Source organism: Streptomyces sp. NBC_00224 (assembly GCF_041435195.1).
In the GTDB taxonomy this organism is placed as follows: Bacteria; Actinomycetota; Actinomycetes; order Streptomycetales; family Streptomycetaceae; genus Streptomyces.
This window is the reverse complement of the sequence record NZ_CP108106.1, coordinates 133,044-158,764: the sequence shown is the minus strand read 5'-3', so window position 1 is coordinate 158,764 and position 25,721 is coordinate 133,044. Positions and strand designations below refer to the sequence as shown.

Below are 25,721 nucleotides of genomic sequence, written 5' to 3'. Positions count from 1 at the left end.
GGCACAGGTGTGTACGCACAACCTAGTTGATCTTGGTGGCCTTGGCTTTGCCGAACCCGCTCGGATGGGTAGGGGAGGTGAACCGCTGGTTCGCGAGGTCGATCTGCTTTGCCTTGTCCTTCGGGTTGCCCGCGATGGTGCTGCACACCACGTCACCTGGGGCGTCGACCGGAAGGTCGGAAACGTGGTGGCGATCCCGTCCGCACTGGCCCGGTACCAACTCAGCGGTGGCGAGTACTACTTCTGCTTTCTCTCCGGCGTCGACAACACCCGTGTCGCCGGCAACTGGCGACGAGGCTGAACACTCGGTACCCAGGGCAGCGCGCGCAGTTGGCTGGACGGCAAGCTGCCCGCCTGCAGCCTCATGTGCCTCCGCCGCCTGCGCACCTCATTCTGAAACGATCAGTTAGGCCTTGCGGGCGTTGAGGAGTTCGTTGATGAGTTCGGTTGTTTTCGTTTCTGGGGAGCAGTCGAGTGTCTGGTTGACCTGTTGCAGGCGGGTGATGGCGCTATTGAGTCCCGTACGGTTCCGGCAGGCAGCCTCCAAACGCATCCAGTCCCGGTAGAGCAGTTCGGCTGATTCGTCGGCGTTGAGGCCGGTCATGATGGCGTGGCGTGCGGCGATTGGGTCGTGGTGGGGGCCGGGGGCGGTGCGGTGGACTGCCACGGTGTGGGTGATGTCGATGATCCGGGTGAGCATTTCCTGTTGCAGGGGCTCGGCCCACGGCAGTGGCCGGCCGGCGAACGGCGTGCCCCGCACCAGCGTGAGTGCCGTCTCGAGTTCGGTGAGGCCTGCCGGGCCGCGCGGTAGGGCGTGTTGGGCGAGGTGTAGGAAGTGGCTCCAGTCGCAGCGCACGGTCGGGGCGAGTTGGTAGGGGTCGTCGCGGGTCTTGCGTCGGGGGACGTAGAGGGTGCCCAAGGGGTCGCTGCCCAGGCAGCTGCGCAGGCCCTGGAGCCGTGTGTTGAGGGTGCGCGTGGACCACGGGTGGGCGGGGTCCATGTCGGCGCACAGGACTTCCGCGCTGCGCCCGGGCCGGAAGTAGAGCAGGGCGGCGAGTTGCTTCAGCTTCGGGCCGTGGCCGGCGCTGTCCACGCCCGCCACCTCCACGGGGCCCAGGACTCGGATTTCGGGGGTGTGCAGGTCCGGTGTGTCGCCCACCGTCGGAGCATTGTCCTCCGTGCTGGAGGGTACGGGGGCGTGGCTCTCCGTGGCCTGTGGTCCGGTGCGGGGAGTCGCGGCCGCCAGGGATGCCGGGACCCGGGCATCTGCTGCTGCGGCACCGTGGTCGGCTTCGGCACCGCGTGGCGGCGCGGCGGGGGTGGCCGGTAGGCGGAGTCCGGAGGGATCGGTGGTGGCGGCGAGCAGAGCGGGGAACACCTCGCCGTTCGTCTCCGTGGCCGCCGTCGGGCGCGGACTTGGGGGAGCGGCGGCTGTGGGCACAGCGGGTTTCTGAGGGGGTGTCGGGTCGGTCTGCTGGTGTCCGCCGGGCTCGTCCGGGACCTCCTGCCAGGCTCCTTCGGCCGGGTGGGGCGGCTGTCCGGACACTCTCAGGGCGTTGGCGATCTGCTGGTAGGCAGTGTGTTCGAGGCGCTGCACGGTGATCGTGGTGCCGGTGCAGTCGAGGGGTTGGGGTTCGTCGAGGGAGGCGTTGAGCGTTTCCGCCTGGGGGAAGTGGCCGGAGGCCGTGTTCGCCGGGGCGATCAGTGTGACGGGGAGGGAGCTGGCTCTGTCGAGGAGGTCGGCGAACTGCCAAGAGGTGTCCGGGTCCAGCGCAGATGCGCACAGCAGCACATAGGGATGATGTGCTGTGTCCGGCAGTTGGTGTGTTTCCAGCAGCCATTCGCTCAAGTCGCGCAGCGCATGGGTGGCTTGGCGCAGGTGGGTGATCCGTGCGGTGGGCAGCAGCTGCGGTAGCTCGTCGCCGAACCCGACGGTGACGATCTCGGCGTCGGCGGCCCAGGGACTCATGGCTAGTTCGAGGGCGACGGAGGTACAGACCTCGGTGATGTGGAGCGGGGCGCCGTCCAGCAGCAGGGCGGGTAACTGTGTGAGGTTGAGAAGCAGCAGGTCGCCCGCGGTGGCGCTGCCGATGGTGACCAGTGCGGGATAGGGCGGTGGTATGTCCTGGGCGGCTTCCTCGTCCAGGAGGGGGGCGTCAGCGGGCAGGACCCACCAGCTGTCCTGCCCGGCGGTGAAGGGCGCGACCGGTTCCTGATCGTGGTCCTCGGGCAGTACTGCGATGGTCCGGGTCCCGATCCGGGCGGCTCGCAGCACTGGCAGCGGGGCGGTGTCGTCGTGCTGCTGGGCCAGGTGGTGGGCGAGGGTGCGCAGGGCCGTATCCAGACGGGGTGCGCCGTCGGTGTCGGCGGCTGCCGACAACTGGGCCTCGGCAGTGGATGTCTGAGGGGTGATGGCGATCGTCTCGCCAGGTTTACGGCGCCGGCGCTGCAGGGTGCGGCGCAGGCCGAGCGCGCCGGTGACAGCAGCCGCGAGCAGTGCGCCGGCGCCGAGCACGGTGCGTTGGTTCAGCGGGTTGCCGGCGGAAGCCGTCGCCGGGGTGCCCTGGCCGGGAGCGGCGGGCGGGGATGTAGGGGTGCTGGACGATTGACCTGGGGGCAGCGGCGTAGCGGTCGGGGGCGTTGTACTGGCCCGGGGCGCGGTGGAGGTGTTGGTGGGCGGCGATGCCTGCTCTTGCCCGGGCTGCGCCGGGCGAGGGGACGGCGGGCTGGCGTTCGAGGCGTGGGGAGCAGGCATGTTGGTCTGGCTCGGCGCGCGGCCGGCCCCGTCGCCTGGGCTCTGGCCCGGCTTCTGCGCACCCTCGGGTTTCTGGGTGGCTGGGGGAGCGGCCTGTCGACTGCCGGTGTCCGCGTCCCGGTCATGGTGCTGGGAAGGCTGGGCGCGTGGGGCGCTGGGCACGGTCACCTGCTGCCCCGGGTAGATGATGTCCGGGTTGGTGATCGTGGGGAGGCCGCCGGGCTGTGGTGTGCCCCGGCTGGACTCGAAGAGGCGGGGCCACTGGTTCCCGTCGCCGCGTTCCTCCGCCGCGATCTTCGACAGGGAGTCGCCCGGGTGGACCGTGACGGCGCGCTCGCCCTGGACATGAGCAGGGGTGCTATCCCCTCGGTGCGTACGGGTGCCTTCCTCGGCGCTGGTCCCGGGCATTCGGAGCTGCCAGCCGGGCTGGAGGAAGCCGTTCGTCCGGAATGGGGTGCCGTCGGCCATAGTGCGGCCCTCATTGAGCTCGGCGATCTCCCGCCACCGCTCACCGTCGCCCAACTGCTGCTCGGCGATGCCCCACAGGCTCTGGGCGGGCCGCGCCTGCCGCACGGTGTACGTCGTTCCGGCTGCCGCTGCGGGCGGCGTGCCGTGTTCGGTCTGGGTGGCCTGCGGTGGCAGGGTCTGCCCGGGCAGGCGGGCCGCCGTGGTGCTCTGCCCGGTGGGTGCGGTGGAGGCGAGGGCGGAGCTGGTGGGCAGGAGCACCACGATGCTGCCGACCAGCAGGGCTGCGGCGCGCTGAGAGGCGCCCATTCCACGCGGGACATGCCAGGCACGGCCCCGCACCTGCGCGATGAGTTCCCGCAGGGTGCAGAACGTGAACTGCCCCCACGCGGCCCAGCCGGCCGTGACGAGCAGCAGAAGGAACACTGCGCCGGTGTCCTGTCGGTCCAGCAGGTGTACGACGTCGTCGTGGGTGGCAGCCCAGATGGCCGGGGTGGCCCACGCCAGGAGGATCGGCAGCCCGATCACCGTGACCACCAGGGCCAGCAGACCCAGCACGGCCGTGAGGGCCCGCGCCAGCGTGCGGCCCGGGGATGCGGCGTGCAGGGAGCTGGTGGTGCGCATCATTCTCCTTGCCCCTCTGGGGCTTCGACGCCATGCAGGAGGGTGGCCGTTGCATGGCCGGCCACCGGCAGAGAGCCGATGCCCACCACGGTGAGGAATTTCGTGGGGCAGGAGGCGGTGATCGTGACCGTGAGCGACTTGCCATCGCTGGACAGGCTGACCGTCCCAGTGGCACCGGCGGAGCGCAGGTACGCCTGGGCTGCCGCGACCGCAGCCTGCGGATCCACGACGATGGCTCTGCCGCTGATCGCATCGGCAGGGCTCAGGGCTTGCCCGCCCGCCCGGGCGGCCTCGCCTGCGAGGTAGTCCGCGCGCTCGATGGCACGCATCGTGCTGCCGCCGTCGACAGCGACGCCGATGATGCCGATCAGCGCGATGACGCACACGGCGACGAACACGGTGACCCCTCCCCGGTCGTCCCGCCGGGCTCGGCGTACACGCCTCAAACGAGACATCCTCACTCACCCCGTCGCGCAAGAGAGGCCGGATGGGCAACGACCGCTGCTGCCGGAGCGGGTGACACATCGACGACGGCGAGAGCCCATGGCCCCGCCGGTGGGGAAGGGCATCCTTGTCTGCCCGGCCACTCCCGCTGGACGCGAAGCCGCGCTGCTCCCGTAACCTCCCGGGTATGTCCATCGGTCGCGCCGCCTGCCACTGCATCGTCTGCCAGGACATCAAGGAACGTGACCCCGGCAGTCAGTCGACCGCCGAGATCATTCATCAGCATGGGTGGCAGGTCACGATGGTCCCCGCCGACGACCAGGGACCCGGCTGGGCGTACACCATCGGCCTGTGGCACCAGCACCGGATACCCGAGCTGGCGATGTTCGGCCTGGACATCTCGCGGATGCAGACACTCCTCAACGACCTCGCCCGACGGGCTGTCGAGGGACAACGTTGGGAAGCTGACCAGGAGCTGTACGACATCGCGAATGTCCGGGTCGTCCTCAAGGGCGTCGACTACCGCTGGTACAAGGCGTTCTTCGGTACCGCAATCGGCTACTACCGCAAGCCGCCGTTCCCGTTCCTCCAAGCCGTCTGGCCCAACCGTGACGGAGCCTTCCCCTGGCAGCCTGGAGGAGAAGACCTCCTGGACTGCCAACCCCAATTGTCGCTGCGTCCCGACGAACACCCCGTCGGGGTCTGGACGCAGGATCTGTGAAGAGGCAACCGAGGCGCCATCACGGACAATGACGTCATGACGCGCTGGTTTCGCAGCCACTGGGCTGAAGAAGACACCTGGTTCTACATTGAGGTCGACGCCGACGGCTGGGTCACCCGTCAGGTTGAACTCCAAGGACCGCTCGAAAAGCCCATCGCCGCTGCCTCGTTGACCGAGTGGGAAGCCGCCCAACAGGCCGGAACCCTTGCAGATTACGAGGCGACCTTCGGTGTCACGGCGGAGGTTCCCGTCCATGAGTGGGAGCCCCACGATCCGCAGGAACTCACCGTCGGAGAGTTTGAGACCGTCTGGCTCACCGCACGGTCCGCCTGCCAGGCAAGAGCTCGAGCACGCTCGACGCGCGGAGCGTGAACCCAAGTACCCTCGCGCGCTCACCGCTCAGCACCCGCACTTCGGTTCGTACTCCACGGCACTTCAGAATTCGCGAACCCAAGAGCTCTTTGCCGGTACTGGTCCACCACCGAAGTCGCCGTCGAAGTGAGCGTTTTGGCTCCTGGCAGGCCCGGCAGCAGGAGTTCGGCCAGGGGGACCGTGCAGGTCACGGTGACCGTGACGGTGCCGACCTGACCGACCGGCACGCGCAGACCGCCGGTGTCGATGCTGACGCTGGTCGATGCGCACGCGATGCCCTGGTCCTGCAAGGACTCATCAGCCGCTGACCGCGCGGCGCTCTGGGCCGCTGCCGCTGTGCGGTGGATCGAGGCTTCGCGCGCCGCGTCCTGGGCTGCCGCGTCGAGCTTCGCGCCGGAGGTGACGATCCGGCCGCCCGCGACAGCCAGACACAAGAACATGATCAGTACCGGGAGGATGATGGCCGCCTCGATCGCTGCGCTGCCCTCATCGCCGTGTCCTTGGCGGGCCCAACGGGCCGCGCATAGACCTTGTTTCACGGTCTCGCCACCCAGCGTTCCAGGGGCCCGGACGCCGACTGCGTCACCCGGAGACCCGGCAGACCAGGCAGGATCGACAGGGCCGTGCCCGATACCCGCACCCGCACCCGCTGCCCGTTGCTGGTGGCGACGACGCTGTAGCCGCGCAGGCTGTCCCCGGCGCTGCGCCCCAGCACGCCACGCGCCCGGGCCGCTCCATCGGCGGGGGGCGATTGGTAGGCGCGGGCGGCGGTGAGGCCCTCACGGGCCGCGGTCAACGCGATCTGGCGGGCGTAGAACCACAGGGAAGCCTGGATGACGGCGAGCGTGGCGAGCAGGACGAACGGGAAGATGATCGACATCTGGATGCTGGTATCGCCGCGGTCGTTGCGCCAACGTCGTCCCTGCCACCCTTTTGTCAGCCGCGTGGGGTGTTTCATCACAGGCCGCCGAGGCTGCCGTTGTACTTGGCGATCACGACGGCGATGGTCCCGGCGACCAGGACGGCGCCGGTGACAGCGGCCAGCCAGATGATGACGGTCGTGATGGAGATGTCGCCCCGGTCCGGCCAGCCGCCACCCTCGCGAACGCCGTCCCGCACGTGCGTGGTCAGCTGGAGCACAGCACGGCGGGTGCGGGCTGCGATGTGCGTCATGGTTCCCACCTCTTTGGAGCGTTGAACGAGCTGGAGTGGTCAGAGGGCGAGCATGCGGATCACCGCGGGGAACGCCATCAGCAGCATCACCAGGACGGCGAGCAGGGCGCCCGGCGCGGTCATCTTCTCGCTGGCCGTGTTCGCCTCGGCGGCCTGTGCGGCCAGGAGTTCGGCGTTGAGGGCGGCGCTGCGGGCCCGCAGTGCCTTGTAGACGGCGGCGCCGTCGGTGGCGCTGCCGCGCATGATGTCGGCTATGTCGTCCAGGACGGGCAGGCGGTACTGGGCGGACAACTCTGTGAGTGCTTGATAGGGCGGGATCTTCTCCAGCCGGGCCCGGCGCAGCGCGCCCTGCAGGTACAGGAAAGGCCAGCCTTCGCCGACTGTGGCGGCTTTCTCCAGGGCTTGTGCGGGGCCGGCGTCGGCGGCGCGCTTGAGCGCGACCAGGTCCAGGTAGGCGGACAGAGCGTGGGCGAACTCCTCGCGCGCCCGCTTGGCCTGGTCGCGTACGGCGAGATCGGGGATCAGGAACAGCAGGGCCGCGGCGAGGAGTCCGGCACCTGCGGGGACATAGAACGGCAGGCCCACGCCCGCGATGATCCAAGGAATCGTCGCGATCGCCGGGCCGAGCAGGCCGAAGCCGGCGAGTGCGGTCTTCTTGAGCATGAACTGGCCCGGCCCCTGCCCGAGCAGGGCCAGGTCGGTGGCGGGGACCCGCACGCCCGGCAGCCGCTGCAGGCGGGCCAGCAGCCACCGGCCCCATCTCTCCTCGCGGTCCCACTGCGGCTCCGGCGCCGTCAGGTCCGCCGGGGCACTGCGTTCAAGGGCTGGTCCCAGCGCGGGCTGGGGTGTGAGGAGTTCGCGGACCAGGAGCGCGAGGCCGGCGCCGACCGTACCGCCGCTCACCACGACGGGGAGCAGGTTCACGGGGCGGCTCCTTCTGGCGTGTGGGCGGTCTCCGGTATTTCTGGTGCGGGTATCGGCAGGCGGACGGTGCTGGCTGGGTCGGTGACCAGGAAGCGGGGGATACGCCTGAAGGAGCCGAGCTGCCGCGCCGCGGCGAGCACGCCGACGAACCCGCACGTCAGGAGGGCGAGGACGAGCTGCCCCAGCAGCGTGGAGTAGGGCCTTGTGTAGGACGGCACGAAGAACCCCGCCACCACGACCCCCAGCGTGATGATCGTCATCCATCGCATGGTGGTGCGCGGTTTGGCCCGGTCCGCCTCGATGGAACGTTTCTTCGCGACGTCTTCGCGGACGGTGCCCGACAGGTCCTCCAAGGCCTGCGCCAGGCCCGGGCCACGGTCGCCCGCCGACATGATGAGCGCGGCACTCACCTTGTCCGCAGTGACATCGTCCAGGTCATCGGCGAACGCGCGCAGCGCTCCCTCAGGTCGCCAGCCCAGCCGCAGCCGGTCGGACAGGGCGACGATCTCCGGGGTGAGCTCGTCCGGCGCCCCCTGACGGCTGGTGATCATCGCCTGTTCCAGGCCCATGCCCAGCCGCAGCAGACCGGCCAGGCGCTGGGTCCACTCGCTCAGGGCTTCAAGGCGGCCGATGTGCTCCTTGGCCATCCGCGCGGGGGTGATCAGCCAGGGCACGCCGATGACGGCCGCGCCCAGCAGCGCACCGCCGACGACGTTCCCGCTGATCAGCCACACGGCCACGCAGATCAGACCCCCTGCGGCCATCAGGGTGCGCCTGCCAAGCCGGGCGTCCTCGCCTTGAGGGCGTCCGCCGCGCAGCACCGCCTGCCAGCGCTGGCGCAGCGGGGCCCGTCGAGGCGCCGTGGTGCCCGTGGCACCGGCCACAACGCCGATCAGCCCGCTGGTGGCGGCCATTCCGCTGAGCAGGGCGAACAACCAGGTCATCGGGTCGCCCCCAGCGTCAGCGCCAGTGGCTGTGCCCAGGCCCCGTGGGGCTGTTGCAGCAGGGCGGAGTCGAAGCCGGTGCGGCGCAGGTCGTCGATGCAGCCCGGGGCCATCCTCGGCACGGCCCGCAGCTCGCCCCACTCGCGGCCGGGGGAGAAGACCTCATTGGTGGCCGGGCGCCCGTTCTCACCGATTCCGGTCACCTCCAGGACATGGGAGACGTAGCGGTGACGGCGCCCGCCGATCTGCGTCTCGTCCGTCATGTCCACGTAGACGATGAAGTCGAGGCCGTTGGCGGTCTGCCGGTAGGCGAGCTGCTCGGAGAGATTGCCCTGGGCGAGCGCGTACAGCTCGGCGATCCGGTCGAAGACGACGTTGGGCCGCCGGGCGTGGATGGTGCACAAGTTGCCGCCCGACCCGTTCGTCAGCGCCTGCATCATCGCGACGACTTCGGGCCCGCGGACTTCGCCGACCACGATCCGCTCCAGCGACATCCGCAAAGCGGGATGCATCAAGTCCAGCAGCGTGACCTCACCGGCGCCGCGCCCGGCAACGTCCTTCTCCCCGTTGGACTCGCGGCCCACCAACGACACCACCTGCGAGTGGTAGCCGTTGGCGTGGGCGAACAGCTCGTCCTCGCTCTGGATGGTGGCGAACCGGCAGTGCGGGTCGAACTCCTTGAGCAGCGCCCGCAGCAGCGTGGTCTTTCCGGCCTTCTGCTTCCCCGCGATCATCAGGTTCTTCCCGGCCCGTACGGCGGCGCCGAGGAAGTCACGCAGGACCGTATCGAGGGTGCCCATGCGCACCAGGTCGTCGAGATCCGCGTGGGAGATGCGGTGGCGGCGGATGACCGCGTACGTCATCGGCCCGAGCCCCGTGATGGCCTGGAGGCGGGAGCCGTCCCCCAGGGAGAGAGCCAGCGTCGGGCTGGCGGTGGAGATGGTGCGCTCGCTGTGCCCGGAGCCGCGGGCCAGCTCCCGCAAGAGCTCCAGCAGTTCCTCCTCGGAGTCCGCGACCGGCCCCACCCGGCGCCGCTCGCCGTCGCCGTAGTCCAGCCACACCTCGCCGGGGCCCTGGATGAGGATGTCCTCGACCCGGTCATCGTCCAGGTAGGGCTGCAGCCGGCCTGCGCGGAAGAGCAGGTCGTACACGGCGCGCCGCAGCGCTTCGTCCTGCGCCGGTGCCATCGCCTGGGCGTCTGACCACAGCGCGACGGCCTCGGCGATCCACTGAAGGCAGCGCTGTTCCTCGCTGGCCCGGTCCATGTCCGGCCGGGACTTGAGGAGTTCCTCGCGGTGCTTGGCCACCTGCGACCCGATCTCCCGGACCACCCGGTAGTCGACCGTGACGGCGGGGGCCGCCGCTCCGGGCCGCCGCGTGCCCGAGGCGGAGCCCGCGGGTGCGGGTGTGCCGCTGGTCTGGCGTGTGTGTTCCTGGGGCAGTGGTGCCACGGTGGGGTCGGGGTGCAGGGGCCTAGCGTGCATGGGTTGCCTCCCCGTCCGCTGCGCGCGGGTCGCGTGGATGCAGGCGCTTCCGGCGCAGGGCGGCCTGCTGGATGAGTACCTGGCTGGTGGTGCGGGCGGCCTTCATGAGCGCCGTCCTGGTGAACCGGCGGGGCGCTTCGGTGCCGTCGGACAGCACGCGGGCCTCCACGGGCGCGTAGGGCAGCGTGGCGGTCACCGGCACCTGCAGCACGCGCCGCACTTCACCCACCGGATACGGCCCCTCGTTGATCATCAGGACGCTGACGTCACCGAGGTGGTCTCGCAGGGCGCGCACCCGGCCCTGGGCTGCCTGCAGACCGCGCAGGGTGTTGCGGGCCACCACGACCGTGGTATCGGCCTGCTCGGCTAGCACCCCGCTCGGCCCGTACGCGCCGCGTCGGCCGAGGTCGATGAGCACGTCGTGGCCGCTCATGGTGTCGATGCCCCGGAACATCTCAGACAGGACCGTCCACACCGGTCCCAGGCTCGCGGCCTGCGCGGGGTCGGTGATGCCGGGCAGCAGCAGCCGCTCGCGCGGCGACTTCCCCTGGCCGTCTGTGCGGCTCAGGTCGATGAGCTGGCGCCAGAAGGCGTCGCTGAACTCCCCTTTGCGGGCGGCCACCGAGAGGTTGCGCAGCCCGTAGCGGTCGCCGAGCGTGCCCTGCAGCAGGCCGTGTGCCACGGCGCCGCCGTCCGGGTCGCACTCCGCCAGGATCATCCGCCGCCCCGCCTGAAGCGGCCACGCCAGCAGCAGGGCCAGGCCGGTCGTGGTCACGCCGGGCGCCCCGCTGCAGCCCGCGAGGGCGATCACCGCCATCACGGACCCTCCGCAGCGGCCAACACCAGGCGCAGCGTGCCGGCCGCCTCCCACGCGGCGGCGGTGGGGCCGTCGGTCGCGGCGGTGGCCACGTCCACGACCACGATCCCCGTGCCGGGCGCGGCGCCCGAGGCCTTCACGACCCGGCCCACAAGGGTCTTCGGCGCGGCCTCCGACACTTTGCCCGCATCGGCAGTGCCCGGGGCTGGGACGTGCACCAGCTGTACCCTCTGGCCTGCCACCAACCCCGTGGCGGGGATCTGCTTGGGCTCCAAACCGATCGGCACCAGCTGTTCGCCCGGCTTGACCAGCAGGTCCTTCGTCACCTGGGTGGGGGCGAGCAGGGAGCCGGGCCTCAGTTCGACGGCGGCCCGCTGGCCCACCACCGATGCCAGGTTGTCGGCGCGCACCGCTTTGACGGCCGGGTCCAGGGCGAGAGACGCCCTGCCCAGGTCGTGCTCGCTCAGGACCTGGCCGACCTGGACGTCGCGGACCACGGTCACCACCTCCGTGCGGTGGCCGACCTGCAGCAGCAGGACCGCAACTCCGGCACCCCCGGCGGCGATCAGCGCCAGGGACAGCGCCATGACGCCGGGGCGCCGCCTGCGCGCCGAGACCCGGGGCGGAGCCACCGGTCCGCCGACAGCGCGCTGCTGGGGAATACCGTGCGCGCCAGCGGCGCCGGGATGTTGTTCGGTCTTACTCACCGTTGTCTCCTTCCGGCGGCGCTATCGGACGACTTGGACTTCGCCGACCGTGACCGGCACGGTGCTGTGGCGGACTTCCGTGAGCTGGCCGGCCTGTCCGCCGCCCTGCCAGGTGATCGCCCACGTCGACGTCGCGGTCACCAGGAACCGACTGCTGCGGGCATCAGCCGAGGTGGTGGAGTAGAGGTGCCCGCAGGTGGGAGACGGGGCCATGGCACCGGAGGAGGTGTAGGGGGTGCCGGGCCCGTTGCAGGTCACGGTGGCGCCGTCGCCCATGGCCCACACAATCCTCGATACTTTCGCGGTCGCGGTGACGGTGATCCCGCCCGCCGATGCCGACGCGAAGTTCGGCCCGTAGGTGGTGGCTCTCTGGTTGACCCACATCCACATCGGGACACCCACGGTGTAGCGTCCGCTCGCCCTTGGGCTGGCGATGTCCGGGCCCAGCAGCGTCATGGAGTCGACCGCGCGCTGGGCCAGCTCCCGCGGATCGACCTGCGGCACGGGCGGCTGCCCCTGCGGCACGACGATGAAACCGTCCGGGTTGTCCAGGCCGCCGTCCGAGCACGACATGAAATACATCTCGAACTTCGCGGGGTCCTTGCCCTCCCAGGCCGGGTGTGCGGGCGGAGGCTTCGCCTCGACCTTGGTGTACTGGCACTTCAACTTGCTGGCGCTGGCACTGCTGCCGCTTGACCCGCCCGCCTGCCCCGTAGCGCCGCCGGTCTTGCCACCGACTCCAACGCCGACACAGAACTTGACGGACTGACAGGTCCCGGCACGCACATCAGGATCAGGGTCGGCGTGCGCGACGGAAGCCGAGGCCAGGACCAGGGCCCCGGTGACGGCGGCGAGAGGTCCGGCTAACAGGACTGCTCTTGAGCGGTCAGCTTGGTGACCATCCATATTGTCCCCCACTGTTCCAGCGTTGCCGTGCTGACGTATTTGATGAGCCGCGTCGTGGGCAGCGGCGTCTTCCGCTTCGAGGCCTTGTCGACCAGCGTCCAGTTCGTCGTGTCCACACAGTCGACGACCGTCGCCGTGGGGACTCTGCCGTGGGTCACGGTGACGACCCTCGGACGGGTCACCGGCCTGCCGGTGGTCACCTGCCCGGCCCTCCGCATGGCCACCAGGTCGCTCTCGACGTCGGCCAGCGCCTTGAAGGTGGTGTTCTTCTGCAGGTCGGTGCCCGCAGAAGAGGCCTTGCCGTAGGCCTTGGTCTGCGCGTCCCAGGAGCTGGTGTATGCCGCGATGATGGTCGCGTCTGCGGCGTCAGCGGTCGAACTGGGAGAGTGAGAGACAGCCGTTGGGGCGGGGCGGGGCTTGGACGATGCGGGGGAGTTGTTGGCGCTGCATCCGGCCAGCGCCAGCAGAGTCCCGGCGAGGAGCATTGCTGCGCCCTGTCTTCGGGTGCGAGCAGCGACGGTGTGTGCAGATAAGGGGGGGTGTGGAGCTGTCACGTGGTCTCCCGTAGAACGCGGTGCGGTCGGCCGCTGTCCTTGGATTTCGGCATGCAGGGCTCAGAGCTACGGCCCGGTGGCGGGCTTGCGCCACCGCCAGGCTACGCAGATACGCCCCCATTTCCCGACTAACATTTGAGACTTTTAGGTCAAATCAGTACTTCTCTGGGTGTTCTAGGGTCGGTGTTGATCTGTAGACCTTCACTGCGCGGCGGTGCCCGGGGCGGCAAGGAGGGTGCGCGTTGCTCCGGGAGAGGGGTCTGCCCGCGCCGCCAAGTCCTCCGCAGGGGTCCACTCGCTCGCCCGCCGCTGGGGCGCAAGTGCCGGGCGGTGACTGCCGATGAACGAGTGTTTATCGCCTGTTGAGTCGCATGTGCTGGGGTGGGCGGGTCAAGTAGCGGCCAGTCCAGGGGTGCCGGATGAAAAGAAGAAGGGGCCGGATACGGCCGAGGGTGCGGTTGGTGTCCGCCGCGCTCGTCGCCGCGCTGATGGCCGGACTGCTCGGGGTGATGGGTGCCAGCGCCCCCGCTGCCCAGGCGGCGGTGTCCGGCCTTCGCACGGCAACGTTCAATATGTGGAATTCTCCCAAGTATTGGGGGGAGGTCCAGGAACTACTAGGAGAAGCTAACGCTCCACAAGCTATAGCTCTGCAAGAGGTTGAAAAAAGCGAACCGCCCGGCTATCAGTGTGCTGGCGGCGATAATCGCGATTTCATCAGCAGAGGACCGAAGGAGCAGATTCCTTATACGGTGATCAAATGCACGGCCGTCGGGAACTACTTCTACTACTTCCTCGAAACCAGGGTGGCCAAGAATCGTACGCGAAATATTGCGTTTCTGGTCGATAGGGACATCGCTCTGAACGATACGAACGTCCACGTGATCGGCCGGGTGGGTGCTATCGGTGACAGTAAGAAGAGCCCGAAGCCGATGCTGGGGATCCGGGTGGCCGGTACCTGGCTGTACAGCGCACATGCGGAGAACGGGGGCGGCGACGCGTCCAGTCTGGTTGAAGCAGCCCACGACGACGCGGGAACTGGCGACTGGGCCGTGATGGGGGACTTCAACCGGGAGTCGGACCAGTGGCCACAGGGCGAATTGGACGCGCTGGGGGCTCGTCTGATAGCCACGACCGAGCCCACCCGTGACGATAAGGTGCTGGATTACATGATCGCGGGCACGGGTACCAGTCGAGGCGTCCATCCGAAGCGCATCGACGACCTCAAGTCCGACCACTGGGCAGTGCGGTTCGGCACTGACTGCGCTCCTGTTGCCAGGTCGAGTGCTGGGCCGAAGGCGCGCGCGGTGGGTGATGCGTGTACGGGTAGGCCGTCCGCCATCGTCTCGATGGGCGACAGCTACCTCTCCGGTGAGGGCGGCCGATGGGCGGGCAACGCGCTCACCAAGGAGGAAGGTGACGTGTGGGGCACCGACCGGAAGTCGAGGTGCCAGAGCGGGCAGGACTGTGTCTACGACGCGACGTCCTATGTCGGGGGGAACCGCTGCGACCGGTCGGACGTGGCCCCCATCAAGGGAGTTGAGTTCGATGGGATTCCCGCAGAGCGCCGGTTCAACCTCGCCTGCTCGGGGGCGACGACCGAGAACATCACTTCCACAGCATTTAAGGACAAGAAGCCACAGGTTCAGCAGCTCACAGACCTGGCCCGGGAGTACGACATCCGGATGGTCGTGCTGTCCATCGGCGGAAACGACCTGAACTTCAGTGAAATCGTTCAGGCGTGTGCGAAATCCTATCTGGAGGATTCGGTCGGGAACCTCGATCCTGCCGTCCGGTGGCAGTGCTCCAGCACCCGGGAGAAGGCGTTTGCCGATGCGCTCGACGGGGTCCGGGCCAAGGTGACCAAGAACCTGATGGATATCCGCAGCGCGATGAGGGCAGCGGGCCAGTCGGATTACCGCCTGGTGCTCCAGTCGTATCCCAACGTGCTCCCGAAGAGCTCCGATTACCGCTACGGCGAAGGTGCGTTGAGCTTCCCCCGGTACACCAGTGGCGGATGCCCGTTCCGTGACACCGACTCCGACTGGGCCCGCGACTCCGTCGTACCCCGCATCAGCAGCATGCTGCGGGCTGCCGCCGGGACTGCCGGGGCGAAGTTCCTGGACGTGCAGAACGCGTTTGCCGGGCACGAGTTGTGCGCCAAGTCGGCGGAACAGGCCACCAGCGCGAACAACAACAGCAACCCCTTGCCGGCGGAGAAGGCCGAATGGGTCCGCTGGGTCCCGTATCTCGCCAGCTGGACGAAGGCGTGGTTCGAAGGGAAGGCGCAGGGGGATCAGCAGGAGGCGATCCACCCCAACGCGTTTGGACAACTGGCGCTGGCATCGTGTCTGACCGGGCTGGGTCAGGCGCTGGCGCAGAACGACGTTGCCGCCTACGAATGCGGAGCAGTGGACGGTGGCACGAAGACCAGCCCGCTGAGGGGCGAGCGTGAGGGGGTCGTCCGGTTGCGCAACGCACTCACCGGGGAGGTCCTGGACGCCGCAGGGGCGCGCAAGGACGACTACCTCATCACGTCCCCGGATAAGGCTTCGGGCAGCCAGCGGTGGCTGCTGCGCAACGCTGGCACGGGTCGCATCTCGCTGCAGGCACAGCACAACGGCCGCTACCTCGACACCTGGAACAGCTGGACCTATCTGGGCGGCAAGGAGAAAGCCTGGTTCCTGTCACGTCGTGACGACGGCCGGGTCGCACTGTCCCTGGACCAAGGCCGGGCAGCAAGCACCTGTCTGGCGCAGGATCCAGGCAAGGAGTCGAAGGGGAAGAAGTGGGTCAGCCACGACCCCTGTCCGCACGTCATGGACGACCAGTACTGGTACATCGACTACCCGGCCGATGTGGTCATCACCCCGCGTGACCCGGCTGGCGGGACGGAGCCGCGCGACGGGGGACGCATGGAGCTGAGGTCGGCTACCGGCACGGTGATGGACCTGAAGGGAAGCAGCACCGAGAGCGGCACCAGCGTGCAGGCGTACGAGCCCAACGACTCAGAGGCACAGCGCTGGGTGATGCGGTCACTGGGCGGAGAAAACTGGCGGATCACCGCGGCCGCGAAGCCAGGCATGGCGGTCGATCACGATCCTGGACCCCACCGCACGCATCTGGTCGAGACCCAGGAAGGCAACGCCAACCAGGTGTGGCAGGCCAAGGCAGCAGGCGGAGGCTGGTACACCTTGGTGAGTGGCGCTGACGGGCGCTGCCTGAGTGCTGGAGAGGCAGAGCAGCCACTGGAGTTGGCGGCCTGCGAGGCAGACAGTCCAAAGCAGCGGTGGAAGTTCCGCGAGGCAGGGACCGCCATGCCGGTCAGCACAATCAGGGGGCTTGAGGGCAAGTGCGTCGAGCCGCGCGATGGCAGCCGCGACGACCGTACGCCGATCCGTCTGGCCACCTGCGCTGGGTCGGACGGTCAGGGCTGGACGGCGGCTAGTGACGGCACGCTCCAGACACTGGCGAAGTGCCTGGACGTCGACGGCGGGCGCGCCGACAACGGCACCCCGGTCCAGCTTTATGCGTGCAACGGCAGTGCTGCCCAGCGGTGGGTGTACAGCGCTAGGCAGGAACTGCGCAACCCGAGCTCCGGCAAGTGCCTGGACGTCCCCGGATCGGACACCGCCCGGGCGCTGCAGCTCTATAACTGCAACGGCAGCGACGCGCAGAAATGGCAGATGTCGGCCCCGCCGATCGGCCAGCCCGACGGCGGCGACGCGGGCGATCCGTACGACGGCTCCCTGGACGACCGCGGTACCAAACCCGCCTTCACGGGGGACTGCCGCCCGGAGGGCATGGCGCAGACCCAGGGTGTGGCGGCGCGTTACTGCGACGCGTATGACAGCTCGGGGCGCGAGTGGGTCGGCAACAACCGCACACGGCGCCTGGTGGGCTATTTCACCGGGTGGCGTGCGGGCGTGAACGGCGACCCGAAGTACCTGGTGTCGAACATCCCATGGTCGAAGGTGACGCACATCAACTACGCGTTCGCCAAGGTCGACGGGAACCGGATCAGCATCGGAGACGAGAGCGACCCGCAAAACCCAGCGACCGGGATGACCTGGCCGGGCGAGAAGAACGCCATGGACAGCTCGCTGCCGTACAAGGGGCACTTCAACCTGCTGAACAGCTACAAGAAGAAGCATCCCGCGGTGAAGACGCTGATCTCGGTGGGCGGCTGGGCGGACACCCGCAACTTCTACGCGATGACCACGAACGCCGACGGCTCGGTGAACCAGGCCGGCATCGACACGTTCGCCGACTCGGTGACGGAGTTCCTGGACCGATACGGCTTCAACGGCGTCGACATCGACTACGAGTACCCGACCGCCCTGCCCAACACAGGCAACCCGAAGGACTGGGACGTCTCCAACCCCCGCCGCAAGGGGCTGCAGCAGGGATACAACGCGCTGATGAAGACCCTGCGCGAGAAACTGGACTGGGCCGGGGCGGACAAGGGCCGCTACTACCTGCTGACCTCCGCGGGCTCCTCCTCCGGCTACCTGGTCCGCGGCCTGGACGCCGGCCAGGCGCTGCAGTACCAGGACTATGTCAACGTGATGACGTACGACCTGCACGGCTCCTGGAACAAGTACGTCGGTCCGCAGGCCCCGCTGTACGACGACGGGAAGGACCACGAACTCGCGGACGCCGGCATCTACAACGACCAGGCAGCCGACACGAAGGACTTCCAAAAACACGGCTACTTCAACACCGACTGGGCCTACCACTACTACCGCGGTGCGCTGCCGCCCGGCCGCATCAACCTCGGCATCCCCTACTACTCACGGGGCTGGCGGGACGTCCAAGGCGGCTCGGACGGACTGTGGGGGACCGCGACAATGCCGGAACAGTCCCAGTGCCCCCTGGGCACCGGAGGCAGGGGCCCGGCGAACGCCCAGGCGTGCGGGCTCGGCGCCGTCGGCATCGACAACGTGTGGCACGACACGGAGAACGGGCGCGAGGTCGGGGCCGGGTCGAACCCGCTGTGGCACACGAAGAACCTCCAGGCGGGCATCACGCCCGGCTACCTCACGTCCTACGGCGTCGACACCGACAGGGCCGAGGGCCAGCTGAGCGGCACGTATGCCGAGAAGTACTCGGACGCGCTCCAGGCACCCTGGCTGTGGAACGCGTCCAAGCGAGTGTTCCTGTCCACCGAGAACGAGAAGTCCATCGACGCCAAGAGCAGATACATCACTGACAAGGGCATCGGCGGAGCGATGATCTGGGAACTCGCCGGCGACTACACCCAGCGCCCGGGCGGGGAGTGGGGGATGGGCTATGACCTCACCACCCGGCTGGACAACGCCCTCAAGGGCGCCGGCGCGTACGGGAACACAAAGGCGGGGGGCCAGCAGCAGCCCAGAGAGGTGATCGACGTGACGGCGCAACTGGTCGACTTCCCCACCGGAAAGGACGACTTCTACCCGATCCAGCCCAAGCTGCGGATCACCAACAACACCGGCGTCACCCTCGCCCAGGGCACCCAGATCTCCCTCGACCTGCCCACCTCCACACCGCCGGTCGTCAAGGACAACGACTACAAGGAGATCAAGGGCCTCACCCCCGGCCACACCGGCCCCAACGTGGGCGGCCTGAAGGGCGACTTCCACCGCCTGACCCTCACCCTCGGCTACTGCGAGGACCTGGCACCGGGCAAATCCCGCGACATCGACCTCAAGTACTACCTGCCCATCACCGGGCCGTCCAACGTCACCTTCACCATCGGCGGCAAGGAATACGCCTCCACCGGCGACCGGCGCCGCGACGTCTCGGCGGCCACCCCGCCCGCCCCCAGTACGGGATCCGAATGCCAGGCCGCCACCTGGAAACAAGGGCAGGTCTACCGGCCCGACGGCGGACGACTATGGCGGATGTACGACAAGGGAGACAAGGGCTGGATGTTCGAGTACGGCGACAGCCCGCCCGGAAACCCCATGATGATCGACAACAACCCCGATCAGTCCCGCGTGCACCTCGTGGAAGCCATGGAACAGAACCCCAACCAGTACTGGAAGATCCAGCTCGCCGGCGAGGGCACCTACACCGTCAGCAGCGGTGAACGCTGCATGACCGCGACCGCTGCGCGCAAGGACATCGCCTCACTCGGCTGCGACGGGCGAGCCGAGCAGAAGTGGAAACTGGTCCCCATCGCCGACAACGGCAGCGAAGGAGCACCCGGCGCGCCCAAACACAACGGCGTCTTCAAGCTGCGCTCCCTGTCCGGCGGCAACGACCTGGAGGTCGCGGGCGGCACCACCGACCAGGGCACACACATCCTCGCGGGCGACACGAAGGCCTCGACAGCGGCCTTCGTGAAGCACCAGGGCTACTACTGGTACGCCCAGTGGTACACCACCGCCGAACCCGGCACAGCCGAGGCAAACGGCGGCAAGCCGTGGAAGCGACTCAGCCCCGCCCCGTAACCCTCGGGAAAGCTACCTCGATCACACGGGCCCCGGCAGAACAACGCGCCTCTGCCGGGGCCCCGGGACGTACTCGCCCGAGCCATCCGTCCTGCGCGGCCCGGCAGCTACGCGGGCGCGGCGCGGTCACCACCCCGTTCGGCCAAGTCAGGCGCACCTGACCGAGCCGTTCGTGCAGGGCGTCGAGCCAGCCGCGCCCCGCCTCCAGCCAGACCTGGACCGAGGACAGCGATTCACCATGGTCCGCCACGGTGACGACGGGCACGGGCACCCTTGACCATCAGAGCGACGTGACGGGCGTGAAGTTCCCTGCGTCGGCGGCGAGGCCTCCGCCCCGGGCACGTCAGCGCGAGCTCGTACGGCCCTGCCCGCGTGCCGGGTCTTCGCCCGGGCAAGGGCGGGCCCCGTGCTGTCGACCGGTAGCCGCGGCCTCCTGGAGGGCGGACACCTGCTGTGCCGTGAGTGCTGTGCATGGGGCGGGGGAGAGGGAGTCCCGATCGGGATGGGGCGATGGGTGCCGGGCTGGCGAGTGCGGCATGCAGCCGGTCGATTTCCTCTGATTCCGAGGTGATTGCTACGTACCGCTGGTGCTTCGGAAGGGTAGGATCGGTCACTCTTGGTGATGCTGAGGCGTCTCGAAGGTGAGCCGCCCCATAGGACCTACGTCACCGTACGAGCGAGGATCGTAGCTCCGCAGGTCGCCGTACCGGCGCTCTAGGCGGGCTCCCACCTGCATGAATCACCTTCCGGCCGGGGCGGGGGCCTTGGTCGTGGGCTGCGAGGCTGTCTAGTAGGTGGGGTTGTTGCCAGGCCGTTGGGGCGCCGGTAGAACTGGATGAGTCGCCGAGCGGCCCGGGTGTTTCTTCCCGCCGCAGACGAATCCCTCTCCCTCGTGTGAGTGGCTCACGCATGCCTGTGGCGTGCCGCGACCGTCCTTGTCCCCGTTGGAAGGCCTGCCTGTGTCGAAGTCCGTCATCCGCCGCATCGCCGCTTCGAAGAAGACCCTCGCGGGTGCCGTCGTCGCCCTCGGTGCCGCCGGTTCCATGCTCGCCACGGTTCCCGCCCAGGCGGCCCCGTCGAGCGCCAAGGCGATCGCCCAGCAGATGATCAAGGACCCGGCGCAGTTCGCGGCCTTCAACAACATCGTTTCCCATGAGAGTGGCTGGGACCACACCGCCACGAACTCCTCCTCGGGCGCCTATGGCCTGGTCCAGGCTCTGCCGGCCTCGAAGATGGCCTCGGCCGGTGCGGACTGGAAGACCAACCCGGCCACCCAGATCAAGTGGGGCCTGGACTACATGAACGACCGCTACGGCAGCCCCGTCGGCGCCTGGAACTTCTGGCAGACCCACCACTGGTACTAAGCCACCAGCGGTAGCAGACACACCAACGACGCTCGACCGGGACTACCCGGCCGAGCGTCTTTGCGTATGCGGCGGCGTGCACGGGGCGCCATCGGGCGTCGGGGCCGCTGCCCGCGCGCTCGGGCCGGCTGTTTCGACCATGAACGGTGAGTGGGTCGTGTAAACGGTGAGTGGGTCGTGTAGATGACCTGGGCATTGGGGGAAAGGCGCTCGTTGATGAAGCGCAGGAGGGCCATCAACCGGCTCCGCGGCCACCTCACCGAGATCTTCCCCGGGCTGGAGCGTGAACTCGACCTGGGCAACCTCGGCTCCCTGGTACTTCTGACCGGCTACCAGACCCCGGCCGCCATCCGTCGCACCGGCCGACGGCGTCTGGCCGCCTGGCTGCACAACCGCAAGGTCTGCAGCGCCGCCGAACTCGCAGCCAAAGCCGTCCGGGCCGCAGAAGAGCAGCACGCCACCATCCCTGGCAAGGACATGACCGCCCACGTGGTGCACTCCCTGAGCAGGGAAGGTGATGGCCTTCAACAAGAGGATCGCGGAGACCGAGAAGCCCATAGAGGTAGTGGTGCGAAGAAGGTTTCTGGACGGAGGTCAAGCCCGCGCGCGGGCGGGTACCTCCCGGGCGAGAGTGATCGCGACAGCACCGAGAAGGCTCCCAGTGGTCCAGCGTTGCCACTTGGCCCATGCCGGGCGGCTCTTGAGCAGGCTGGCGATTGATCCAGCTGCGAGCACGATCAGCGCGTTCACGGTGAGGCCCACCGCGATCTGCACAGCGCCGAGAGTGAACCCTTGGGCCGTGGTGTGGCCGCGTGCGGGATCGATGAACTGCGGGATGAGGGCGAGGTACAAGATGGCGACCTTCGGGTTGAGCAGGTTGGTGATCAGCCCCATCCGCAGCAGCCTCCAGTGCGAGTCGCGCTGGAGGCTGCTTGGCTCGAACAACCCGCGGCCTCCCTGCCTGAGTGCCTGCCAGGCCAGGAATGCGAGGTAGGCCGCGCCGACAGCCTTAAAACCGATGTACAGCCACGGGACGGCAACGAAGATCACCGCCAACCCCACGTTGGCCAAAGTCATGTACACGAGGAAGCCCGCCGCAGTCCCGGCCAGCGAGACAAGCCCAGCCATGCGTCCCTGGCTGACGCTCCGAGACACCAGGTACACCATGTTCGGGCCCGGCGTCAGTGCCATTCCTAGTTCGACCAGGGCCATTCCGCCGGCTGCCGTCGATGAGATCATCACACACGCCACCATGTCAGACGCGGCGCACCAGGTGTCACCCGGCATCCGGTCGGCCGTGCTCCAGGTGGTGGGGCACGCACACACGGCGGCTGAGAAGCCGTATTCCTATCAGTCATGAGGGCGGTGCTGGTCGAACAGGGAACACGGGCGTGTGATCTTGCCGGGTGGGTGCATGAAGGCAGGGTCTCCGGTGCAGCACGAGGGTGAGGGAGTCAACTCGTCGGTATAGAAGATCTGTTGAGTGAGCTGTACGCCGTTTCGCCCTCAGTGTCCGTGCGCTACACGTGGCGCCCCGACGAGATCCGGGGTCCCGGTCGCATCGGCACCACTGGGGACCCGGAACACGTCATAGGAGCGAGACACTGCCCCTGGCTCCCACACCGGCAGTAGCAGGCCCCTCCGCAGGAATCACCGGGGGCTCGTTGTTGAACGGCTGGCTCCCGTCACATACGTTCACGTCCGCGATGCCGAGGTTGATCTCCCGCGGATACAGCAGGTACTCCTCGCCCTTGGCCGGGTCCAAACCGCATGCGGCAGGGCTGGATGCGGTGCGTACACGGGTGACCTGCTCTTCTCCCTTGTATGTGGTGATGACTCTGATGTTGGCCGTCGTCCGGCCGTGGTGAGCACATCCGCCGCCCACAGTGCGCCGGGTGGCAGTACCTCGGGCGCTCGCGCCTCAAACCGTGGCGGCACTGGGGCGGCCGCCGACGGCGACACCATGAACGGCACCGCGAGGCCGGCCGAGACACCTGCAGGAGCCGCTGTACGCACAAGACGCCTACGCATGGAAAATCCCCCACTCCACCGAACCGAAAAAGCCGCACGCCGCCCTCGCCCCTCACTCCTGGACAACAAAGCAGCGTGCGAGCGATGACAGACCCAACCCACCCACGGTGCTCCGACATCGAACACCCCTGCCCCGGACCGCCGGTGGGCGGAGCCCCAGCATGGGGCGGGCCCACCCTTGCCCTGGAGTGGGGCGGCGGCACGCCAGCGCCTCCTGCCTGCGCCGGGCGGCGTGGGCAGGGTCGGGCACCGGCTTTTCGAGCAGGTCGCGGCCAGCGTCCGTTTGGGCAGGATCAGGGACGGCACGCAACGCGTGTGACAAGGGGATCCGCCGCGCCGCCCCCGTTTCTGACGCAGGTGAGGTCGGCGTCGGCGGGTTCGCGGTCGGCCTTCAGTGCAGGCTCGGGCTTGTGGACTCTTCCGGCCGTGGCGTGCCCGGCGGAGGCGCTCGGGGCCGCGGCAGAGGAGGCAACGCGGAGCGTTAGTTCTCGCAGCTGGCGGCCGGTGGCAGTGATGTCGTATCGGCGCGCGTTATGGAGAGCCTCTTTGGTCAGGTCCTGGCGCCGGTGCAAGTCCCGGCCCATCTCGTCTAGGGCCTCGGCCAGCGAGTGCGGGTTGCCAGGGGTGTAGGGAACGCCACCGTTCCCGAGGACATCCCTCACGCCAGGAAGATCGGAGTAGGCGACCGGAAGTCCGTGGGCCTGGGCCTCGATGAGGACGAGCCCGAAAGCCTCCAGACCTCTGGTCGTGAAGACGAAGGCGTCGAAGCCCGGCAAGCGGCGCCACAGTTCGGTGCGGGGCAGGAACGGAACGAAAAGAACCCGGTCGCGCAGCCCGAGTTCGATAGCCCGCTGTTCCAGATGCTCCCGGAGGATTCCTTCGCCGATCACGGTCAAGTGGTGCGGCTGATCGGTTAGAGCGAGGGCTTTGACTGCGGTGATCGTGGATTTGTTGTCGTCCAGACGACCAGCGTGCACCAGAGACAGGGGGCCGATGCCAGTGGGCGGTTGATTGCGTACCCGGGCATCGCTCAAACGGATGCCCCACGGGATGACGGTGAGGCGATCGGTGAATCGGTGTCGGGTGAGACGGTCGATGCGATCGGCGAGCGCGGAGGTCGGGGCGACGATCGCCGCGCTTGCGGCAGCAACTTCGTTCATGCCCTCGCGTTCCGATGGACTGCGCTCGGCCGCCATCACGTCGGGGCCGTGGGCGATGGCGATGATCGGGATGTTGCCGGCAGTTCGGGTGAGGGCCAGGCTGAGAGCGAACCCGAGGTTCTGGGCGTGTATGGCGTGCGGCTGGATCTCGTTGACGAGCGCACCGACCTCACGCGTCAACGCGTCAACGTAGGGGGCGAAGTCCGGGCCGTGGGGACGCTTCGCCGTGGAGAGGGTGATCAGCCGATCAAATGCAGCCTTCCATGCCGGGGCGACCGGTGCTCTGCCCAGGAAGGTCGTGTGGAATCCAGGCATTGCGCCGTAGAGATCGCTGGCGAGGATCATGCTCCCGGATGAGGGTACGCAGGTGCGGTTGATGCCGGTCAGGATGCTCAGGAGTTGGGTGGTCATGCGGAGACTCCGTCCATCGATAGCCGGTTGGTGGGAATCGGAGACCGGGCCCCCTGGGCAGGATGAACTGGTGCATGATCGGTGGCGTTCTGCGTCGCGCGCTGGCGGGGTGGCGCCCACCACGAAGCCAGGTGCGGCGTGAAGACGGCCGTGACCTCCTCAGCCGGATGTAGATAGCCCTTACTGTCCTGTTGTGCCGTCCACGCCCTGACGGACGATCGGGGGTAGACGGGATTTATCCCTATCTCTCCTTTGGGGAGGATCCCGTTGAAGGGAGTGGGGATTCCCTCGCTGTTCCAGTAGTCCCATGCCTCAAGAGCCTTGGCTTTCTCGAAGCAGTGGTACAGCTGCCGGTAGCGGGACATGTACCGGATCTCGCGGAAGATCATCTGGCCGATCAGCCCAGGCGCGGCGTTCTGGATCGTCGGGAGATCAGCGCCCTCGAAGGCGACCGATGCCGCGTCCTGGGACGGGTGCAGCGCGGTCCGGGCGAACAGGTGGGACAGCCGCCGCCGGACGTACTCGGCGGCTCCCGGGCAGAGAGCCGGTTCGATGCCGTCGATGAGCTGGACGAGCCGGTGGTGGCGCGGATGGAAACGGGCCAGGTCGAACAACTGGTTCATGCCGTCCACGGCGGCGAAGCTGAGTCGTTTGTAGAGGCAGTTGTTCAGCTCTCCCGCATGGGCACAGGCCTTGGTCTCGGGAGTGGTGGAGTGGAGCATCAGGTATTCGGAGAGCACCTCGAAGTAGAGGTAGCCGAGGAACGGCACGTGGGCCGCAGCGTCGGACAGCTGGTCGATGAACTCGGGTGCCGGGGTGGCATGGCCGGCGGCGTTGCGCAGGGCGACGTCGAGGAACATGGCTGCGGCGCGCAGCCCGGCCAGCACGGCGCGGTCGAGCTGTTCGTTCTCGGCCGGGGTGAGGAAGCTCTGGTAGCGCCGGTAGGTACGCAGGTGGATGGCGCCGAGATGCAGGTAGTCGAGGCCCTTGGGCCGGATCGGGGCATCCGGGGTGACCTCGAAGACCATGGGCGTGGTGGAGGGTTTCGTGCGCATCAGGTAGGCGCCGAGGTTGTGCGGGCGCAGTCCTTTGGGCTCGCTGGTGAGAGGCGAGCAGTACAGGGCTCCGACCAGGCATCCGGTGGAGACGTGCAGCTCCCGGCTGGTGCGGATGGCGTCGATGTCCTTGGTGGTGTGCAGCAGGTACATCGGCTGTCCGCTGACGAGCGCTTCGGTCATGGCGTTGTGTCGTATCAGCCACCCGTTGGGGGTCGAGCGTTCCAAGTAGTGGCGCCAGTCGCCCTCGCTGTCGGCCAGCGAGGCAGGAATGCGACGCTGGGCGGGCACGGTGTAGTCCGTGTGGGCGTATTCCCATTCGTCGCGCAAAGGAACTCCTGGGGATGGAAGGTCGGCAGCCGGTCCGGGGGAATCG

20 protein-coding genes are annotated in these 25,721 nt (G+C 68.4%); 4 read left to right on the top strand and 16 right to left on the bottom strand.

Translation table 11 applies throughout. The features are described 5' to 3' along the window. Window positions 1-22: 22 nt before the first annotated feature. From OG965_RS00775 to OG965_RS00765, 3 genes are all read right to left on the bottom strand, one after another. Window positions 23-148: a hypothetical protein gene (locus tag OG965_RS00775; RefSeq protein WP_371648033.1), complete on the bottom strand. Its 126-nt coding sequence runs from the start codon at window positions 146-148 to the stop codon at window positions 23-25. 258 nt (window positions 149-406) lie between these two features. Continuing rightward, window positions 407-3,847, bottom strand: a complete 3,441-nt coding sequence (locus OG965_RS00770; RefSeq protein WP_371648031.1) for a hypothetical protein — start codon at window positions 3,845-3,847, stop codon at window positions 407-409. After that, window positions 3,844-4,299 carry a pilus assembly protein TadG-related protein gene (locus tag OG965_RS00765; protein ID WP_371648029.1) on the bottom strand — a complete coding sequence of 152 codons (456 nt, stop codon included), beginning with the start codon at window positions 4,297-4,299 and terminating at the stop codon, window positions 3,844-3,846. The genes OG965_RS00770 and OG965_RS00765 overlap by 4 nt, the downstream gene beginning before the upstream one ends. Window positions 4,300-4,475: 176 nt before the next feature. Here OG965_RS00765 and OG965_RS00760 point away from each other — a divergent pair, with 176 nt between their 5' ends. Both OG965_RS00760 and OG965_RS00755 read left to right on the top strand, forming a co-directional pair. After that, window positions 4,476-5,009 carry a DUF4262 domain-containing protein gene (locus tag OG965_RS00760; RefSeq protein WP_371648028.1) on the top strand — a complete coding sequence of 178 codons (534 nt, stop codon included), beginning with the start codon at window positions 4,476-4,478 and terminating at the stop codon, window positions 5,007-5,009. Window positions 5,010-5,045: 36 nt separating this feature from the next. Further along, entirely contained in the window at window positions 5,046-5,381 is a 336-nt protein-coding gene (locus tag OG965_RS00755) for a hypothetical protein (protein WP_371648027.1), read from the top strand. 20 nt (window positions 5,382-5,401) lie between these two features. Here the strand turns inward: OG965_RS00755 and OG965_RS00750 are convergent, their stop codons facing one another. The 10 genes from OG965_RS00750 to OG965_RS00705 form a co-directional block, all read right to left on the bottom strand. Further along, complete coding sequence (locus tag OG965_RS00750) at window positions 5,402-5,920, bottom strand: TadE/TadG family type IV pilus assembly protein (protein ID WP_371648024.1); 519 nt, start codon at window positions 5,918-5,920, stop codon at window positions 5,402-5,404. Further along, window positions 5,917-6,261, bottom strand: a complete 345-nt coding sequence (locus OG965_RS00745) for a TadE family protein (RefSeq protein WP_371648022.1) — start codon at window positions 6,259-6,261, stop codon at window positions 5,917-5,919. The genes OG965_RS00750 and OG965_RS00745 overlap by 4 nt, the downstream gene beginning before the upstream one ends. A 77-nt stretch (window positions 6,262-6,338) precedes the next feature. Continuing rightward, a complete protein-coding gene (locus tag OG965_RS00740; RefSeq protein ID WP_371648020.1) occupies window positions 6,339-6,554 on the bottom strand; it encodes a hypothetical protein in 216 nt (71 codons plus the stop codon). A gap of 39 nt (window positions 6,555-6,593) precedes the next feature. After that, window positions 6,594-7,478 carry a type II secretion system F family protein gene (locus OG965_RS00735; protein WP_371648018.1) on the bottom strand — a complete coding sequence of 295 codons (885 nt, stop codon included), beginning with the start codon at window positions 7,476-7,478 and terminating at the stop codon, window positions 6,594-6,596. Next, a complete protein-coding gene (locus OG965_RS00730; RefSeq protein WP_371648016.1) occupies window positions 7,475-8,422 on the bottom strand; it encodes a type II secretion system F family protein in 948 nt (315 codons plus the stop codon). The genes OG965_RS00735 and OG965_RS00730 overlap by 4 nt, the downstream gene beginning before the upstream one ends. Beyond that, entirely contained in the window at window positions 8,419-9,906 is a 1,488-nt protein-coding gene (locus OG965_RS00725) for a CpaF family protein (RefSeq protein ID WP_371648014.1), read from the bottom strand. The genes OG965_RS00730 and OG965_RS00725 overlap by 4 nt, the downstream gene beginning before the upstream one ends. Next, the gene (locus OG965_RS00720; protein WP_371648012.1) at window positions 9,896-10,723 is read right to left on the bottom strand and encodes a hypothetical protein; all 828 of its coding nucleotides are present in this window, start codon (window positions 10,721-10,723) and stop codon (window positions 9,896-9,898) included. Before OG965_RS00720 ends, OG965_RS00725 begins: the two co-directional genes overlap by 11 nt. Continuing rightward, window positions 10,723-11,310 (bottom strand): SAF domain-containing protein, encoded by a 588-nt coding sequence (locus OG965_RS00715; protein ID WP_371656807.1) that lies wholly within the window; start codon window positions 11,308-11,310, stop codon window positions 10,723-10,725. Before OG965_RS00715 ends, OG965_RS00720 begins: the two co-directional genes overlap by 1 nt. A gap of 141 nt (window positions 11,311-11,451) precedes the next feature. Beyond that, the gene (locus OG965_RS00710) at window positions 11,452-12,096 is read right to left on the bottom strand and encodes an ATP/GTP-binding protein (RefSeq protein ID WP_371648010.1); all 645 of its coding nucleotides are present in this window, start codon (window positions 12,094-12,096) and stop codon (window positions 11,452-11,454) included. 197 nt (window positions 12,097-12,293) lie between these two features. Then, window positions 12,294-12,821: a hypothetical protein gene (locus tag OG965_RS00705; protein ID WP_371648008.1), complete on the bottom strand. Its 528-nt coding sequence runs from the start codon at window positions 12,819-12,821 to the stop codon at window positions 12,294-12,296. Between the two features lie 530 nt (window positions 12,822-13,351). Here OG965_RS00705 and OG965_RS00700 point away from each other — a divergent pair. Further along, window positions 13,352-19,324, top strand: a complete 5,973-nt coding sequence (locus OG965_RS00700) for a glycosyl hydrolase family 18 protein (protein WP_371648006.1) — start codon at window positions 13,352-13,354, stop codon at window positions 19,322-19,324. Window positions 19,325-20,283: 959 nt separating this feature from the next. Next, window positions 20,284-20,688, top strand: coding sequence for a transglycosylase SLT domain-containing protein (locus OG965_RS00695; protein ID WP_371648004.1), 405 nt, complete (start codon window positions 20,284-20,286; stop codon window positions 20,686-20,688). A gap of 594 nt (window positions 20,689-21,282) precedes the next feature. Here OG965_RS00695 and OG965_RS00690 read toward each other — a convergent pair. The 3 genes from OG965_RS00690 to OG965_RS00680 all read right to left on the bottom strand — a co-directional run bounded on the left by OG965_RS00690 (window position 21,283) and on the right by OG965_RS00680 (window position 25,675). Next, complete coding sequence (locus tag OG965_RS00690) at window positions 21,283-21,927, bottom strand: LysE family translocator (RefSeq protein WP_371648002.1); 645 nt, start codon at window positions 21,925-21,927, stop codon at window positions 21,283-21,285. 1,085 nt (window positions 21,928-23,012) lie between these two features. Further along, a complete protein-coding gene (locus tag OG965_RS00685; protein WP_371648000.1) occupies window positions 23,013-24,290 on the bottom strand; it encodes a glycosyltransferase family 4 protein in 1,278 nt (425 codons plus the stop codon). Then, a complete protein-coding gene (locus OG965_RS00680) occupies window positions 24,287-25,675 on the bottom strand; it encodes a hypothetical protein (RefSeq protein ID WP_371647998.1) in 1,389 nt (462 codons plus the stop codon). The genes OG965_RS00685 and OG965_RS00680 overlap by 4 nt, the downstream gene beginning before the upstream one ends. Between the last annotated feature and the right edge of the window lie 46 nt (window positions 25,676-25,721).